The following is a 15786-nucleotide window of genomic DNA, read 5'->3' on the forward strand; positions in this document are numbered from 1 at the left end:
CCAGGGATTGTCCACTATAATATGAAATAGTGCGTTGTGACGTGAATGGGTTCGGATTGAACATACGAGGCTCCTTAACCGAAGGAGTCGGATACATACCAGACAAGCTCTTTCCGTAAAATCGTCATCTCAGATGGCAATTTTTTTCTTCTATTCTTTAATACACTAATTACGCCTGAATTTGTATGTGATTTGCCGGTTTTGCAGGACGGCATGGAATACATAGTGATAAGAATTATTATTGATTATGGAATCAAATGCAAATCATTTCGTAACATTGATTTTAATTATTTTATTTGTTCGATCAGGAGGAGCTAGGATGTCGTCGTCGTTACGGGTTCACTATTTTATTTTAATTGCTGTTATTATTGTTGCCGGATTATGCCAAGGTTTATTATTACCTATTCTGTCTATCTCGTTGGAACAAATGGGAGTTTCATCTTCACTAAACGGAATGAATGCGGCTGCCCTGTATATTGGTTCATTCGCAATGACGTTGGTGGCAGAACGGACATTGGGCTGGTTGGGGTTCAAAAAGCTGATGGCCGGAGGGCTTGTGCTAGTGCTCATTACGCTGCTGCTGTTCCCGCTAATCCCTGATATTCGGGTATGGTTCGTACTGCGTCTGCTAGTAGGTATTGGTGACAGTGCACTGCACTACTCTGCGCAGCTATGGATATTGCTGGTGACTCCAGCAGAGAAGCGAGGCCGCAACATTTCCTTTTATGGTATGTCATACGGTCTGGGGTTTGCTTTAGGACCATTGGGATTATGGCTACTCGATTATGGAATGCTGGTTCCATTCGCTGCGTTGGCCTTATTGTGCTTGCTTGTTTTGCTGTTGGTGTTAATTAAGCTGCCGGACTCCAGACCGGAGAAGCTGGAGTCCGAGGCACGTCCCACTCAAAGATTTCGTCGCAGTTACAGCTGGGCATGGTACGCTCTTTTGCCTGCATTTTTATACGGCTATATGGAAGCGAGCCTGAATAGTAACTTTCCAGTCTATGGCCTACGTATTGGCTTTCATACCGATGAAATCGCCGCCTTGCTGCCGTTCGTCAGTTTGGGAGGGTTAGTGCTGCAGCTGCCGCTAGGGATATTGAGTGACCGTTGGGGACGTAAAAAGGTGCTAATGAGCGTAGGTATAGCAGGGGGAATGACCTTTATGTTTCTACCATGGAGCGGTAATCATTTTATGTTCACTTTGATAATGCTGACTCTAGCAGGTGGTTTAGTAGGCTCCTTTTTCTCCCTCGGTTTGGCCTATGCTGCTGATCTGCTGCCCAAATCATTTTTAGCAGCCGCGAATGTACTGGCATCCTTTCATTTTAATCTGGGAAGTGTGATCGGACCTAATATTAGCGGAGGATTGCTGGACTTTGGAACTCAAGGCAGCATGTTTCTTGTCCTTGGAGGTAGTTACGTTGTTTTCGGATTGTTAGGTCTGTTTTCCAGAAAAAGAGTACCGGCGGTTTAAAACTGCGGTTTGCATGGTATTTGTTTCACATTTACTATAAAATATAAACAGTATTGATGGCACGCAAAGGGGAATCACTTAGATGATTAAAATTCGGAAGCTGACCAAGCAAGTGGGGCCTGAACGGACCCAGCTACTTCGAGGAATTGATGCTGAAATTCATCAGGGCGAATTCATTGCCATAGTAGGGCCGAGTGGAAGCGGCAAAACGACGCTGCTTCGCTGTCTTGCTTTACTTGAGCCATGGGATGAAGGCAGTTTAATTGTAGGTGGCAATGATGTGCTGAAATCCGGGTGGACGGGCAAGATGAAAATAAAGCGGGAATGGGCATACCTGGAGCAAAACCCGCATCTAAATATGAATCGGACCGCTCTTAAAAATGTGCTCATTGGCAGATCTGGCCAAACTCCAATGTGGAGAATGGTGACCGGTATGGTGCGTTCCGACGATTACATGGGAGCGATGGACGTACTGGAGGATCTGGGTTTGCTGGACAAGGCGCATGATAAATGCGACAAGCTCAGCGGTGGCGAGCGGCAGCGGGTAGCGACTGCGCGTGCTCTCGTGCACGGAGCTAAAGTTATTTTAGCTGATGAGCCTGTAAATGGACTTGATCCAGCTTCGGCAGCGCATGTATTGGAGACCTTTCGCAAGCTGTGTTCTGACGAGCGGGTGACGATCATTACTGTATTGCCACTGGAAATGGCTGAACGCTTTGCTTCCCGTATATGGGGGTTGAATGATGGTGAATTGGTGTTTGATATTCAGGGAAGACGATTGACACAAGCAGAAAAGAACAAATTGTGAAGGGGACGGCAAGAGAAGTGAAAATAATGCTGTTGAGAATGGTCACTGGCTGCTGTTCCTTGCTGCTCCTTGCTGGATTTTTAAGCGGCTGTAATGTTATTAGCGATCCCATTTCGCTGATGGAGACACCGACGATGTCTGACGAGAAACAGCAGTTGAACGGTGCAGTGAATACGCAACTAGGGGCGGTACAGCCTTTAAGGCCGAATGACCCAGATGACCCGACGCCAATTCGGACGGGTGATCTGAACAATGATGGCACAGACGAAGCAGTGCTCTTTTATGAAACGCCAGATGAGAGCGTAAAAATACATGGTGCTTTGTTTGAAGATCAGGGCGGAACGTGGGTAAAGAAGCTGACGTTTGATGGGGAAGGCACTGTGCTGGAGTCATTTAAGCTCGTGGATTTAACGAATGATGGAACACTCGATATTGTAGCGGGTTTTTCCAGCGGAGATAGTGGCGATGGCGGAGATCAGAAGGGACTCATCGTGTATTCCTATACCGGAGGAACTCTGGAGAAAATATATGCTACAGGTTATACGGATTTCGTCGTAGATGATTTTAACCATAACAAGATGGACTTGAACGGGGATAATTTGAATGATTTGACGATAATCACGCTGCGACGTAATGAATTCTTTACAGTTAAAACGTTTCAATTCAGTGGGGGAACCTTTAAGGAAATCGGATCGTTGGATTTGGACAGTCAGGTCTTAGGTGTCTATAATGTCGTTGCTGGCAAGGTAGCCGAGGGTAGGCAGGGGATTGTTATAGACACCAAAATTGCCCAGACCACTACCGTTTCCAATGTCATTGTGATGGATCACGGCAAGCTCAGGAAGCTTAATCTTATGGATGTCACCTTCAAGGATGCGACCATCGCCAGTGGTGATGTGGATGGTGACGGTATTCTGGAATTTGGTAATTTGGAGAAGCCAAAAGGTTGGAGTAACAAGCCGCTGGATGAAGTTCCATATTTTGTGTCGTTCTATCAGTGGGACGGGGCGAAAGGGACGATTTTTAAACAGCAGCAGTATCGTGATTCTAATGAACAGGTCTACTTCAGATTACCGAAAGAGCTGCATGGCAAGGTGACGATTGATCCGAAAGTTTCGAAGAAGGACAGCTATTTGCGCTTCATTTTGGATGATACAGACAAAACGATAGCGGAAATTAAATTTTTCTCGTTGTCACAATGGGAGCGAAACAACGAAGGGTATAGCCAACTGTGGCGAACGAATGCGCAGGTCATTGGCATTAAGCGATCCAGTGAGCTGGAACCGCGTAAAACCATAAAAAACAAGATGGGGGAAAGGCAGGTAGAGTAGAGTGAGTAAAGTTTTAATCATGGAAGACGAGGAATCCATTCGCAGTTTTATTGTCATTAACTTGAAACGTAACGGTTTTGAGGTGCTGGAGGCGTCGGAAGGGCATGAGGCTCTAAATATTTTGAACACGGTGCGGGATATTGATATTGCACTGCTTGACGTAATGGTACCCGGTATGGATGGTTTTGAAGTCTGTCGAAGAATCCGGGAAACGAATGAGCGCATCGGTATTATTTTTCTCACAGCGAAGGTACAGGAGCAGGATAAAGTGTATGCCTTGTCTGTAGGGGCCGATGATCATGTGAGCAAGCCTTTTAGCCCGACGGAGCTGATTGCACGTATTCAATCGTTATTGCGTCGGGTGAATGTACATCGTGAAACAGCAGCCAAAGTGTCCTTCCAGTCTGGACCGTTCACGTTAGATTTGATTGCTAAGCAATTTAAGAAGAACGGGCAGCTGATCGAGCTGACACCGACTGAGTTTTCTCTGATTCAATTTTTTCTGGAAAAAGAAAACACGCCGCTCAGCCGAGATGTTCTACTTGATCACGTATGGGGCAAGGAATATATGGGCGATCCGAAAATTGTAGATGTGAATATCCGCCGTCTGCGGCAGAAAATTGAAAACAATCCTTCCGAGCCTGCTTTTTTACAAACAGTGTGGGGACATGGATATAAATGGAAAGGTCAGTCTCAATGATCAAAAAGGGGATTCGCCGACAGATTGTGCTTCACTATTTTTTCGTAGTGTTCTTGGCGCTTCTGTTAGTAGAAGTCATTTTTATGTTTGCACTCCGGTCGTACTATTACGATTCCATTTACAAACATATCGAAAGCCGTATCGAATCGGTAAGTGAATTTGCACCCAAATTCAAAGAGCCGGAACAGTCTTTGCAATCGTATTTGTTAAATACATTTTCTCTGCCCTTCACTGAACTGCAGTTGCTTGATGAACAGGGAAATGTAATTGATAACTCGACGAATTTTGCAGCAGATCTAAGTGTGCAAACAAGTGATGTGACACAAGCATTAGCTGGAGATACGGGCAAATGGATCGGAAAGCAACCGAGTACGGGGCAGCAGGTGATGGCGGTATCTCAAAAACTGGACAATATCGTCGGAGACCAGGTGTATGTTATTCGGTATACGACTTCGCTGGAATTGGTAAATGATAAGCTGTTTACGATTACGCTGTTTTCTCTTGGCATCATGGCAGCTGTACTGGTTATTGTATTTGTGGTCAGTACAGGGCTCGCGAATTCCATTGTTAGACCAATTAATAATATTCGCGATGTATCTGCTCAGATGGCTCAGGGGAGGTTTGATGCACGCATTGAAGGCGATTATCGCTATGAGTTGGGTGAACTGGCTTCGACTCTGAACTATATGGCACAGGAAATTGTCAGAACAAATCAAATCAAGGATGATTTTATATCATCCATATCTCATGAATTGCGTACTCCGCTTACATCTATTAAGGGTTGGAGTGAAACGTTAAATTCTGGCGGTTATGACCCGGAAGAGACGAAAATCGGGATGAAGATTATTTCTAAAGAGACGGATCGACTGATTGGCTTGGTGGAGGAAATCCTCGATTTTTCCAAGCTGGAGCAAAATGCCATGAAGCTTGTGATGGGAACGGTGGATCTACGGGAGCTTTTGCAGGAAATTATGCTGAACGTATGGGCCAAAGCAGAAATGAAGCAGATAAAGCTTCAACTGGATTCGGAGGAAACGGCATATCTCGTCCATGGAGACGGTAACCGTCTGAAACAGGTGTTTTTGAACATTGTGGACAATGCTATCAAGTTTTCGCATGAAAGCTCGATTATTTTCCTGTCTCTACAACGGATTGATGGCAATATCGAGATATCCGTACAGGATACAGGGATTGGAATTAGTGCTGAAAATCTTGCCAGAGTTAGAGATCGCTTTTTCCAGGTAGACCACCAAAACGGTGGTACTGGACTGGGATTGGCAATCTCGCAACAGTTTATCGAGCGCCATCATGGTCAGATGCTCATCAGAAGTGAACTGGGAGCTGGAACTACCATTACGGTTTCATTACCTGCTCTGCAAGCAGAGCAGTCCGTGGAACCATCACAACTTACTGAAGGGCTGATTTAAAAGGCCCATTGTATAGATTTAACTAGAAAAACAGCCAGTCCTCTCAAATCGGAGGGCTGGCTGTTTTTAATTTGGGGGTAACGTTATGAAGTAAAACCTTCGGCACGCAAGCGTGTATTGCGCTCGTAAGCTTCTTTCAGCATACGCGTAGTTTGCGGTCGTACTGCCATTTTACCAAATACCACTTCATTGGGTCCGATAACCATAATTTCGCCCGGATTACCTTTAATGACAGCACCATCACGAATCACAGCACCTTCACCGATAATCGCATGTTCAATATGGACGTTACGTCCAATGCGTGTGTCAGGCATAACGATACTTTCTTTGATGGCTGATCCTTTACCTACCTCGACACCACTAAATACAACGGAGCGTTCTATTCGGCCCTCTACTTGGCAGGAATCATGCAGCAAGCTGCCCAAAGGTTGTGTTTGACGGTTAGGCACCTTTTGTGCGCTCAACCTTGTGCGGCGTTCACGTGTATACATCGGCCAGTCCTTGCGTTGAAGGTCGATAGCACAATCATCCTGTAACAAATCCATGTGTGAATCCCATAGGCTTTTAACGGTGCCTACGTCCTTCCAATAGCCCTGGAATTCATAAACGTACAAGGATTCTTGGTCCGCTAACATTTTAGGGATGATATCTTTACCAAAATCATGACTGGATTGAGCATCCTGTGCGTCTTCTAACAAGTAATTTCTTAAGTAATCCCATTTGAAAAGGTAAATCCCCATAGAGGCCAAATTACTTTCCGGTTTCTCCGGTTTCTCTGCAAATTCTGTGACACGCAGATCTTCATCGGCACTCATAACACCAAAACGGTGTGCTTCATCCCAAGGTACCTCCATGACAGAAATGGTAGCCGCAGCTCCTTTTTCCTTATGGTGGTTCAGCATTTCACGATAATTCATATAGTAAATATGATCACCGGATAATATAAGCACATGCTCCGGATTTTGGCTGTCAATATATTCGATATTCTTATGAATAGCATCTGCCGTTCCTAAGTATTCAGCGTTACCTGTGTTATAAGATGGAAGCAGAGTAATCCCTTTGTCATCTGTTTTTGTAAGACCCCATGGTGTTCCATCCCCGATATGTTCGTGCAAGGATTCTGCCTCATATTGCGTCAGTACACCTACAGTATCAATGTCTGAATTTACGCAGTTACTGAGAGGAAAATCGATGATCCGGTAATGACCGCCAAAAGGTACGGCGGGTTTTGCAATCGTTGAAGTAAGGGGAGCAAGACGGCGTCCCTCTCCGCCTGCCAGCAGCATGGCAATGCATTCTTTATTAAACATTTCGTTTCCCTCCCGGTTTAGTTGTCAGTGTAGTACATACATAAACGGTATGGGGTACTCTTGAAACCATAAGGTATATAAGATTCCCCCAAAACTAAGGTTTATTTTTTTCCTAGTCATTTTTCTGTTCATTGTGGCTAGAATGGGGTAATAACTCAGGTCAGCTTTGACCCAAAAGCAAATACATTACCGATTCATACATTTTTACTTACAAAACATATAAGGGTGGTGACGTGATGACAGACCAAACTCTTCCGCAACAGGCTATTTCATCGGAAGATATTTATTTGTTTCATGAAGGAACGCTTTATCACAGCTACCGATCTTTGGGTTCCCACCTTACTGTGGAGAACGGAGAACAGGGCGTCCGCTTTACGGTCTGGGCTCCTCATGCTCTCCATGTCGGGCTTGCTACAGATCGCAACAACTGGAATGGGGAACAGGATTCCTTATATAGGGTTCCCAAATCCGGTTTTTGGAGTCGTTTTTTTCCGGGGATATCCCAAGGAACTTTTTACAAATACGACATCACGGGTGCAAATGGTGAACGATTTCTGAAAGCAGACCCTTACGCGGTACGTGCTGAAGTGAGACCGGCAACGGCTTCTGTGGTAGCTTCTATAGATGGTTATGCTTGGAACGATGCGATTTGGCGCCGAAAACGTAGAGCACCTTATGGAAAGCCTCTGCACATATACGAGCTTCATCTGGGCACGTGGAAGCAAAAGGAAGATGGTACGTTTTATACATACAGGGAAATAGCTGAGCTTCTTGTGCCTTATGTGACCGATATGGGGTATACACATATTGAGCTGATGCCGCTGAGTGAACATCCGTACGATCTTTCCTGGGGCTACCAGCTCACCGGATATTTTGCACTCACAAGCCGGTATGGAGAACCGCATGATTTTATGTATTTGGTGGATCGTTGCCATCAGGCGGGAATTGGAGTGCTGATGGATTGGGTCCCAGCCCATTTTGCAAAAGATGCTCATGGATTAAGGCTGTTTGACGGATCGCCTCTGTTCGAATACGCGGATCCACTGATTGCGGAAAAGCCCGGCTGGGGAACACTGACGTTTGATTACAGCAAGCCGGAGGTGCGTTCTTTCCTGATATCTAATGCGCTATTCTGGATGGATGTATACCATATTGACGGCCTGCGCGTAGATGCTGTGACGAGTATGCTACGGCTGGATTTTGAAAAGCAGGACGGTCAATATCGTTTTAACTCTAAAGGAGGTATTGAAAATGAGGAGGCTATTGCCTTCCTTCAACAACTAAATGAAACAGTATTCCGCTATTATCCGTATGCTCTGATGATGGCAGAGGAGTCCAGTGCCTGGCCGATGGTGACTTCCCCGGTAAGCGATGGAGGACTCGGTTTTAATTACAAATGGAATATGGGCTGGATGAACGATACGCTTGATTATATCGAAACGGATTTCGATCAGAGGCCGGAGCGCCATAATTTGCTGACATTCCCCATAGCTTATGCGTATAGCGAGAATTTTACACTGCCGTTGTCGCACGATGAGGTTGTTCATGGTAAGAAGTCGCTGCTTGATAAAATGCCAGGTAGCTATGAGCAAAAATTTGCCGGGCTTCGAGCGCTTCTCGGTTACCAAATCACCTCACCGGGCAAAAAGCTCTTATTTATGGGAGGGGAATTCGGCCAATTCATCGAATGGAAGGATGAGGAGCAGCTTGACTGGTTTCTGCTGGATTATGACAGTCACCGTTCGCTGCACGCTTTTACGAAAGCGCTGAATCATTTGTATATTCAGGAAAAGGCGTTATGGGAACTGGATCATTCGTGGGATGGATATCAGTGGATTGAGGCGGAGGACCGTGGGCAGAGCGTAATTACGTATTTGCGTAAAAGTAAAAAGTCAGGAGATACACTAGTTGTGCTTATTAACTTTCAACCTGTGCCCAGAGAGAACTACCGAATTGGGCTGGAAAAGGCCGGAAGTTATATCGAACTGCTGAACAGTGATCATAAGGACTTTGGGGGAAGGGACCAGCTGAATACGGGAATAATACGGACCGCCCCCATCCCTTGCCACGGACAGCTTCACAGCTTAGAGGTGACCATTCCACCCCTGAGCATCGTTATACTCAAGAAAGCGCCTAGGAGGCCTAAAAAAGCAGATTAAACACATAAGGAGGAAGCACATATGAACATTTTGTTTGCGGCAGCAGAAGCACATCCATTTATTAAAACAGGCGGGTTGGCTGATGTCATTGGCGCACTGCCGAAGGCACTTCGTCAGGCGGGGTGCGACGTCCGAATCATTTTACCTAAATATGCGGGGATTCCCGATACTTATAAAAATTCTCTGCGGCCGGTAGCGGTGAAGCAAGTAGCCGTAGGCTGGCGTAATCAATATTGTGGAATAGAGGAACTGACATTAGACGGAATCAAGGTTTATTTTATAGACAATGAGTATTACTTCGGTCGTGACGGTATTTACGGTTATATGGATGATGGCGAACGGTTTTCCTTTTTTAACCGGGCGATTTTAGAAGTGCTGCCTGAACTGAACTTTCGGCCGGATATTTTGCATTGTCATGATTGGCATACGGCAATGGTTCCGCTGCTTCTGAATGCCGATTATCGACATTTGCCCTTCTACAGTGATATTCGCACGGTGTTTACGATACATAATCTGCTGTATCAGGGGGATTTTCCGTATGAGGTCTTAACTGAGCTGCTCAACCTGGATGGGAGCTATTTCACCCCCGAAGGTGTGGAGTATCATGGCAGACTAAATTTTATGAAAGGTGGGCTTACGTACTCGGATCATGTCACGACCGTGAGTCCAACCTATGCAGAGGAGATTCAAACGGAATTTTACGGATATGGGCTGGAGGGTCTGCTTCGTAAATTGGGGGATCAGGGTCGCTTAACGGGGATTGTGAACGGAATTGACACCAAAAGTTACAATCCTGCCACGGACAATCGTATTTATACGAAGTACCGCACGAGTCTGACAAAGAAAAAGGAAAACAAAATTGGCCTGCAGAAGGAGCTGGGTCTGCCGGTGCGGCCAGACGTACCTATGATTGCCATGGTAACCCGGCTTGTAGATATGAAGGGGCTAGATCTGGTAACGAGAGTGCTTGACGAAATCTTGTATTATGATGATATCCAGTTTGTCGTGCTGGGAACAGGGGATCCGGCTTTTGAGCATTGGTTTCGTGAGGCAGCGGGACGCTATCCACTGAAAATGTCGGCGCAGCTCGCTTTTAGCGAACCTCTGTCACGAAAAATATATGCGGCAAGCGATATGTATCTTATGCCATCAAGGTTTGAACCTTGTGGGATCAGCCAACTGCTGGCACTTCGTTATGGAAGTATCCCTATTGTACGAGAAACAGGGGGCCTTAATGATACTGTGCAGGCTTACAATGAATCCACAGGTGAAGGAAACGGATTTAGTTTCACGAACTACAATGCACATGATATGTTGAACACCATTCGTCGTGCTGTTCATTTTTATCGCCAATCTGAGCATTGGTCGAAGCTTACACAGACGGCTTTTGCAGGAGAATATAGTTGGGATGTTTCAGCCGAAGCGTATATGGATATTTACCATTTGCTAACAAAAAAGGACTGAACAGAATAGGAACAACCCAGTCATGTTAATAAAAAAGGGAATCCCTTTAGCCAAGTTTTCTGGCTGAGGAATTCCCTTTTTTGCTATGATCAGTCGCCCCCACCACCACAGCTACTTCCACATGAAGAGCCACTGCTACACGAAGAATGGCTACCAGAATCGCCTGAATCATGATGAGAAGAGTCTCCATGATGAGAACTGTCATGGGAGGAATGATGGTGCGAGTGATGTGTATCCCAGTTTGAACAGCCGCTTGCCGAGCTACAGCCGGATGAGCTAGCTAATACAGCATTACCTATAGCATCCGGGTGCATGTGTATGGCAAATTGTTCAGGTTGATACCATGAATACCACACAACAGCTAATAACAAATAGTCGACCTGTAAATAGTTGACCTTAGGCAATTGCTTACCCTCAGGATCATCCACCGCTTTATTCACCCGCTCGCGCAGATGTTGTACAATCTTATGAACCGCTTGTTGGGCCTGCTGTGAAATAGCTATATTCTCCTGCGTATTCCAGCGGTCACCTGCTGGCTGCGCGGAAGTTGTGAGTTTGTAATAGCGCGAAAGCTCGTCGTTCGGTAATGGATGATTAAAAAAGGTTCCCCACAAACTGGCGCTATAGCGGTTCCAGCCAAAGCATTCCACATACAGCCAGTCAAACCACGCCCGCTCCACAGGCATCGGCTGAGAGCCGCCGTAATGAGGCGCATGGTGAAGCATACGACCAAAAAAAGCTTCCGAGAATTGCTGATATTCGCGGGTAAACATCAACATTTCGTGCCATAATTCATCCACATCACTACTGAACATAGGCACTCGATTCATAATCGTGCATAGCATAAAATATCGTTTTAGCTCATGCCAGCGCCAATCATATTCTTGCTCCGTCAGCTCAGGGTGGGCTTCCATTACACGACTCTTCACGCTATGAGCATAGGAGGCAGGAATGGATTGCTCCAGTAGCTGCATCAGCTCTGTAATCTCTGGATGACGCTCCTGCGCAAGGGACGAAGGGGATGGGGAGCTGAGGAAAAAAGCATTCCGGCGCCGTGTTTTTCTGTTTCCCCGGTTCCTGCGTATTGCACGGAATATAAACCAAAAAATGATGAGGATCACCACAATAAACAACGTCCAAAAACTGCTCATACTATCCATGATGGCTGACTACTCCTTTCTGAAAGAACACGGAATTAAGATTTAGCGTTCGTTATTCAGCAGAGCGAATTCTTTTTTTATCTGTGCTAGCAGTTCAGGATTCGTGATTACATCGCAAGCAGTCCATGCCAAAGTTCTCGCAGCTAGCAGCATTCCTTCCATGGCCCGGTCCTGCATCGCCAAATCACGGAATTCTGGTGTATGCAAGGCATGCTTCTCGTCAATAACTTGAATGTAAGGATGGATAGCAGGGCAATGAAGCGATACATTTCCGATATCCATGGAGCCGTGATCTTCGCCTTCCGTTATATCTTCTTGTGAAATGCCAGCCTGCACCAAATTTGCGGTAAACGCATCGGAAAGTACACGGTTCGTGACCATTTCATCATAAGAAGTCTCATAATTGGAGGTCTCCAAACGACACCCGGCCTGTAAAGCAGCTCCTTCAGCAATTTGAATAACACGGCGAGTCAGCGAGTTCAACTCTTGACGTGTAGCGGCCCTCACATAAAATTGGGCTGAGGCGTAATCAGGAATAATATTGGCTGCTTGCCCACCCTGGTTAATGATCCCATGGATACGCACTGTACTTTTTACTTGTTGACGGAACGCATTGATGCCATTGAACGTTTGAATCACAGCGTCCAGCGCGTTAATGCCTTCGTGCGGGCTGGCAGCCGCGTGGGCAGATTGACCAAAAAATTCGAATTGTACAGCATCAATCGCCAGCGATTTGCCTGATTTTTCGTAACGGTCATAAGGATGCGTCATAAGTGCTATGTCGCAATCATCAAACAACCCGGCAGCGGCCATCGGGACCTTTGCACCGCGTGTTTCTTCGGCAGGTGTGCCATATACCCGTACTTCTCCACCTGTTTCGTCGATGATCGACTTGAGGCCGACGGCAGCACCAATACTCATCATACATATCAGATGGTGCCCACAGGCGTGTCCTAGACCTTTCAGAGCGTCATATTCTGCCAGAAAAGCGACAATCGGTCCGGGTTTTGCAGATTTGTAAGTTGCAATAAAGGCTGTTTCTATGCCCAATACAGGTGCCTGGACCTCAAAACCGTGAAAAACCAGTTCTTCTTTTAAACGGGCAGCGGCCAGAAATTCCTCGTTTCCAAGTTCAGGATTTGCGCCAATAAATAACGAAATGTCCTTAAACCGTGGGGCATGCTGCTCAATGGTCTGTTGAATGGTCTGTTTAAAATCCATGCTGAAAACTCCTTTATATAAGCTGTAATATAGGTACTGCGTTAGGTATGCTGAAATTGTACTATAACATTCATTGCATAATCATGCATATTCATTTATAATGACACAATCTTATTTATTATAAAGAATTTAAGGAGAGAAAAAAAGATTGAAAAAGGCATATCGTTTTACCGCCCTGGTTTTGACGGCGGTTATCTTGCTGTTGACTGGTCTTCCCATGCTCAATGCATACGGAACGGAAGCAAAGCCACAGAAAAAACTTGTTGTGGGCATGAGTGCCGACTTTCCGCCGTATGAGTTTCATAAAGTCATTAACGGTAAGGATACCATTGTTGGGTTCGATGTGGATATCGCCAAGGAAATCGCCAAAGATTTGGATGCGGAGATGGTCCCTGAGGACATGAGTTTTGACTCTTTGCTGCCTGCTCTGCAAAGTGGTCGTGTAGACTTGGTACTGTCCGGTATGACACCAACGGATGAACGCAGAAAGAGTATTGATTTTTCGGATGTATACTATCGCTCCAAGCAAGTCATCATGGTACGCCCAGAGGATAAAGACAAATATCCGACGATGGATGCTTTGAAAGGCGAGAAGATCGGAGCACAAAAGGGAAGTATTCAGGAAGAGATTGCTCAAAAAGTGCCCAATGCCTCTGTAACTTCACTGGATAAAATATCTGACCTGGTACTCCAGCTGCGGACCCAGCGTGTGAACGCTGTCGTGATCGAAGATACGGTTGCTAAAGGATACACGTTAGACGGTACCGTAACCCTTGCCAAGGCTGTGCCTGAGGATGCGGGAGCAGAAACAGCTGTAGGTATCCGTAAAGGGAATGCAGAATTGCTTGCTTCTGTAAATAAAACGTTGGCTCGCCTGAAAGCAGACGGGTCGATTGAGAAGTTTTCCACGGAAGCGAGTGCACTTTCTGCGGATCGTCAGGTTTCTTCTAATAACATTGTAGATATTTTTTGGAAATACCGCAGTTTATATGCTACGGGTATCGGCTACACCTTGTTGCTGTCTGCGCTCGGAGTACTGTTCGGATTCATCATTGGTCTGATCATATCCTTGCTACGTATGAGTGGAGTACGCATCATTGAGTGGTTAGGTACCACTTATGTAGAGATCCTGCGTGGCACACCTATGCTGGTGCAACTCATGATTATTCACTACGGGGTTGCTTTGACGCTGGGTGTCAATTTTACTCCACTCCAGTCTGGTATAATCACATTGTCTCTGAATAGCTCGGCATATCTGGCTGAAATTTTCCGTGCAGGTATCCAGGCGGTAGACCGTGGACAGATGGAGGCTGCCCGTTCATTGGGTATGGGACGGGGCAAAGCTATGCGTCATGTCATTTTGCCGCAAGCGTTTAAATCTATTTTGCCTGCTATCGGTAATGAGTTTATTACGATCATTAAAGAATCATCCATTATTTCGACCATTGGGATGGTGGATATTATGTATCAGGCCCAGGTCATTAAGAACATTACCTACGAAGGATTAAGTCCGTTCGTAATCGCAGCCGCTATTTATTTTGTAATGACATTCAGCTTGTCTAAGCTGCTGGGTTTATGGGAAAGGAAGTTGAGAGCCAGTGATCACCGTTAAACAACTGCGTAAATCGTTCGGCAAGAATGAGATTTTAAAAGGCATTGATATAGATATCGCCAAAGGTGAAGTCGTCGTCATCATCGGTCCCAGCGGTTCGGGGAAGAGTACGTTTTTGCGTTGCATGAATTTGCTAGAACAGCCTACGGACGGGGAGATTTTGTTTGAGGGCGAGCCGATTACAGCTCGTGGTCATAATATTAACGTAACCCGGGAGAAGATGGGGATGGTGTTCCAGCATTTTAATCTGTTCCCGCATAAAACAGTGTTGCAGAACCTGACGCTTGCACCAACGCAGGTTAGAAGACAGTCAGGGAAGGAAGCGGAAAAAATTGCGCTAGAACTCCTGCGTACCGTAGGGCTTGAGGATAAGAAGAATACCTTTCCGAACCAGCTATCCGGAGGTCAGAAGCAACGTATTGCGATTGCGCGTGCTTTGGCCATGCAGCCGCACGTAATGCTGTTCGATGAGCCGACTTCTGCATTGGACCCTGAAATGGTTGGAGAGGTTCTGGATGTAATGAAGAAGCTCGCCGAAGGCGGCATGACCATGGTAATCGTGACGCATGAAATGGGCTTTGCCCGTGAGGTAGGCGATCGAATCATCTTTATGGATAACGGTAAAATTGTAGAGCAAGGTACACCAGAGCAGGTATTTGGTACTCCAAGCCATGATCGCACCCGTGATTTTCTTGCCAAAGTATTGTAAGAAAGTGCTGATATGAGCTATAAAAAAGCCCTCCGTTTGTGATATGATCCCCTCATAGTAGACAGAAAAGAGCAAGCCGACTAATCTGTCTATTATGGAGGGGATTTTTCTATGGGAGTAATAAGAAAAACTTACGATGTGAGCTTCAAGAAAAAGACAGTGGATCTGTACCTCAACAAGGGAATCGGATATAAAAACGTGGCACGAGAAATGGAGATTGACGCTTCGCTGGTTCGCCGATGGGTGAGACACTTCAAAGCCGAGGGAATGAAAGGTCTAGAGGAAAAACGAGGCAAAGCAAAAGGGCCTGGCATCGGCAGACCTCGAACACGCCCCGAAGATCCGGAGGTCAAGCTGAAACGCCTTGAAGCAGAAAATGAAATGCTAAAAAAGCTCTTGCAGATGTGA

At 45.9% G+C, this 15786-nt stretch carries 13 protein-coding genes; 10 read left to right on the plus strand and 3 right to left on the minus strand.

Annotated elements, in window-relative coordinates; all coding sequences use genetic code 11:
• The first annotated feature begins 319 nt into the window (after positions 1-319).
• The 5 genes from ACQW03_RS23860 (at position 320) to ACQW03_RS23880 (ending at position 5743) form a co-directional block, all read left to right on the plus strand.
• On the plus strand, positions 320-1477 hold the full coding sequence (locus ACQW03_RS23860; protein ID WP_076293610.1) for an MFS transporter: 1158 nt from the start codon (positions 320-322) through the stop codon (positions 1475-1477).
• Positions 1478-1559: 82 nt separating this feature from the next.
• The gene (locus ACQW03_RS23865; protein ID WP_023988962.1) at positions 1560-2285 is read left to right on the plus strand and encodes a phosphonate ABC transporter ATP-binding protein; all 726 of its coding nucleotides are present in this window, start codon (positions 1560-1562) and stop codon (positions 2283-2285) included.
• Entirely contained in the window at positions 2282-3616 is a 1335-nt protein-coding gene (locus ACQW03_RS23870; protein WP_071641093.1) for a hypothetical protein, read from the plus strand. Before ACQW03_RS23865 ends, ACQW03_RS23870 begins: the two co-directional genes overlap by 4 nt.
• 1 nt (position 3617) lies before the next feature.
• Positions 3618-4316 carry a response regulator transcription factor gene (locus ACQW03_RS23875; RefSeq protein WP_007432526.1) on the plus strand — a complete coding sequence of 233 codons (699 nt, stop codon included), beginning with the start codon at positions 3618-3620 and terminating at the stop codon, positions 4314-4316.
• Positions 4313-5743, plus strand: a complete 1431-nt coding sequence (locus ACQW03_RS23880) for a sensor histidine kinase (protein ID WP_071641091.1) — start codon at positions 4313-4315, stop codon at positions 5741-5743. The genes ACQW03_RS23875 and ACQW03_RS23880 overlap by 4 nt, the downstream gene beginning before the upstream one ends.
• An 83-nt stretch (positions 5744-5826) precedes the next feature.
• Here the strand turns inward: ACQW03_RS23880 and ACQW03_RS23885 are convergent, their stop codons facing one another.
• Positions 5827-7053 (minus strand): glucose-1-phosphate adenylyltransferase, encoded by a 1227-nt coding sequence (locus ACQW03_RS23885; protein ID WP_025722655.1) that lies wholly within the window; start codon positions 7051-7053, stop codon positions 5827-5829.
• Positions 7054-7289: 236 nt separating this feature from the next.
• Here ACQW03_RS23885 and glgB point away from each other — a divergent pair, with 236 nt between their 5' ends.
• A complete protein-coding gene (glgB, locus tag ACQW03_RS23890) occupies positions 7290-9212 on the plus strand; it encodes a 1,4-alpha-glucan branching protein GlgB (protein ID WP_220025218.1) in 1923 nt (640 codons plus the stop codon).
• Between the two features lie 21 nt (positions 9213-9233).
• Positions 9234-10676, plus strand: a complete 1443-nt coding sequence (gene glgA, locus ACQW03_RS23895; protein ID WP_220029587.1) for a glycogen synthase GlgA — start codon at positions 9234-9236, stop codon at positions 10674-10676.
• An 89-nt stretch (positions 10677-10765) separates the two neighbouring features.
• Here glgA and ACQW03_RS23900 read toward each other — a convergent pair whose 3' ends face one another.
• A complete protein-coding gene (locus tag ACQW03_RS23900) occupies positions 10766-11836 on the minus strand; it encodes a hypothetical protein (RefSeq protein ID WP_441952103.1) in 1071 nt (356 codons plus the stop codon).
• 42 nt (positions 11837-11878) lie between these two features.
• A complete protein-coding gene (locus ACQW03_RS23905; protein ID WP_441952105.1) occupies positions 11879-13057 on the minus strand; it encodes a M20 family metallopeptidase in 1179 nt (392 codons plus the stop codon).
• Between the two features lie 148 nt (positions 13058-13205).
• Here ACQW03_RS23905 and ACQW03_RS23910 point away from each other — a divergent pair, with 148 nt between their 5' ends.
• The 3 genes from ACQW03_RS23910 to ACQW03_RS23920 all read left to right on the plus strand — a co-directional run bounded on the left by ACQW03_RS23910 (position 13206) and on the right by ACQW03_RS23920 (position 15786).
• A complete protein-coding gene (locus ACQW03_RS23910) occupies positions 13206-14669 on the plus strand; it encodes an ABC transporter substrate-binding protein/permease (protein ID WP_023988953.1) in 1464 nt (487 codons plus the stop codon).
• Complete coding sequence (locus ACQW03_RS23915; RefSeq protein ID WP_441952108.1) at positions 14656-15378, plus strand: amino acid ABC transporter ATP-binding protein; 723 nt, start codon at positions 14656-14658, stop codon at positions 15376-15378. The genes ACQW03_RS23910 and ACQW03_RS23915 overlap by 14 nt, the downstream gene beginning before the upstream one ends.
• Positions 15379-15489: 111 nt before the next feature.
• Entirely contained in the window at positions 15490-15786 is a 297-nt protein-coding gene (locus ACQW03_RS23920) for a transposase (protein ID WP_220025382.1), read from the plus strand.

The sequence above is a fragment of the Paenibacillus sp. DRB1-1 genome (assembly GCF_052119485.1).
GTDB classification, from domain to species: domain Bacteria; phylum Bacillota; class Bacilli; order Paenibacillales; family Paenibacillaceae; genus Paenibacillus; species Paenibacillus polymyxa_B.

Bases quoted from the DNA above. Each gene is read 5' to 3' on its own strand.
- ACQW03_RS23860 (WP_076293610.1), top strand. From the start codon at position 320: ATGTCGTCGTCGTTACGGGTTCACTATTTTATTTTAATTGCTGTTATT.
- ACQW03_RS23865 (WP_023988962.1), top strand. From the start codon at position 1,560: ATGATTAAAATTCGGAAGCTGACCAAGCAAGTGGGGCCTGAACGGACC.
- ACQW03_RS23880 (WP_071641091.1), top strand. From the start codon at position 4,313: ATGATCAAAAAGGGGATTCGCCGACAGATTGTGCTTCACTATTTTTTC.
- ACQW03_RS23885 (WP_025722655.1), bottom strand. From the start codon at position 7,053: ATGTTTAATAAAGAATGCATTGCCATGCTGCTGGCAGGCGGAGAGGGA.
- glgB (WP_220025218.1), top strand. From the start codon at position 7,290: ATGACAGACCAAACTCTTCCGCAACAGGCTATTTCATCGGAAGATATT.
- glgA (WP_220029587.1), top strand. From the start codon at position 9,234: ATGAACATTTTGTTTGCGGCAGCAGAAGCACATCCATTTATTAAAACA.
- ACQW03_RS23900 (WP_441952103.1), bottom strand. From the start codon at position 11,836: ATGGATAGTATGAGCAGTTTTTGGACGTTGTTTATTGTGGTGATCCTC.
- ACQW03_RS23905 (WP_441952105.1), bottom strand. From the start codon at position 13,057: ATGGATTTTAAACAGACCATTCAACAGACCATTGAGCAGCATGCCCCA.
- ACQW03_RS23920 (WP_220025382.1), top strand. From the start codon at position 15,490: ATGGGAGTAATAAGAAAAACTTACGATGTGAGCTTCAAGAAAAAGACA.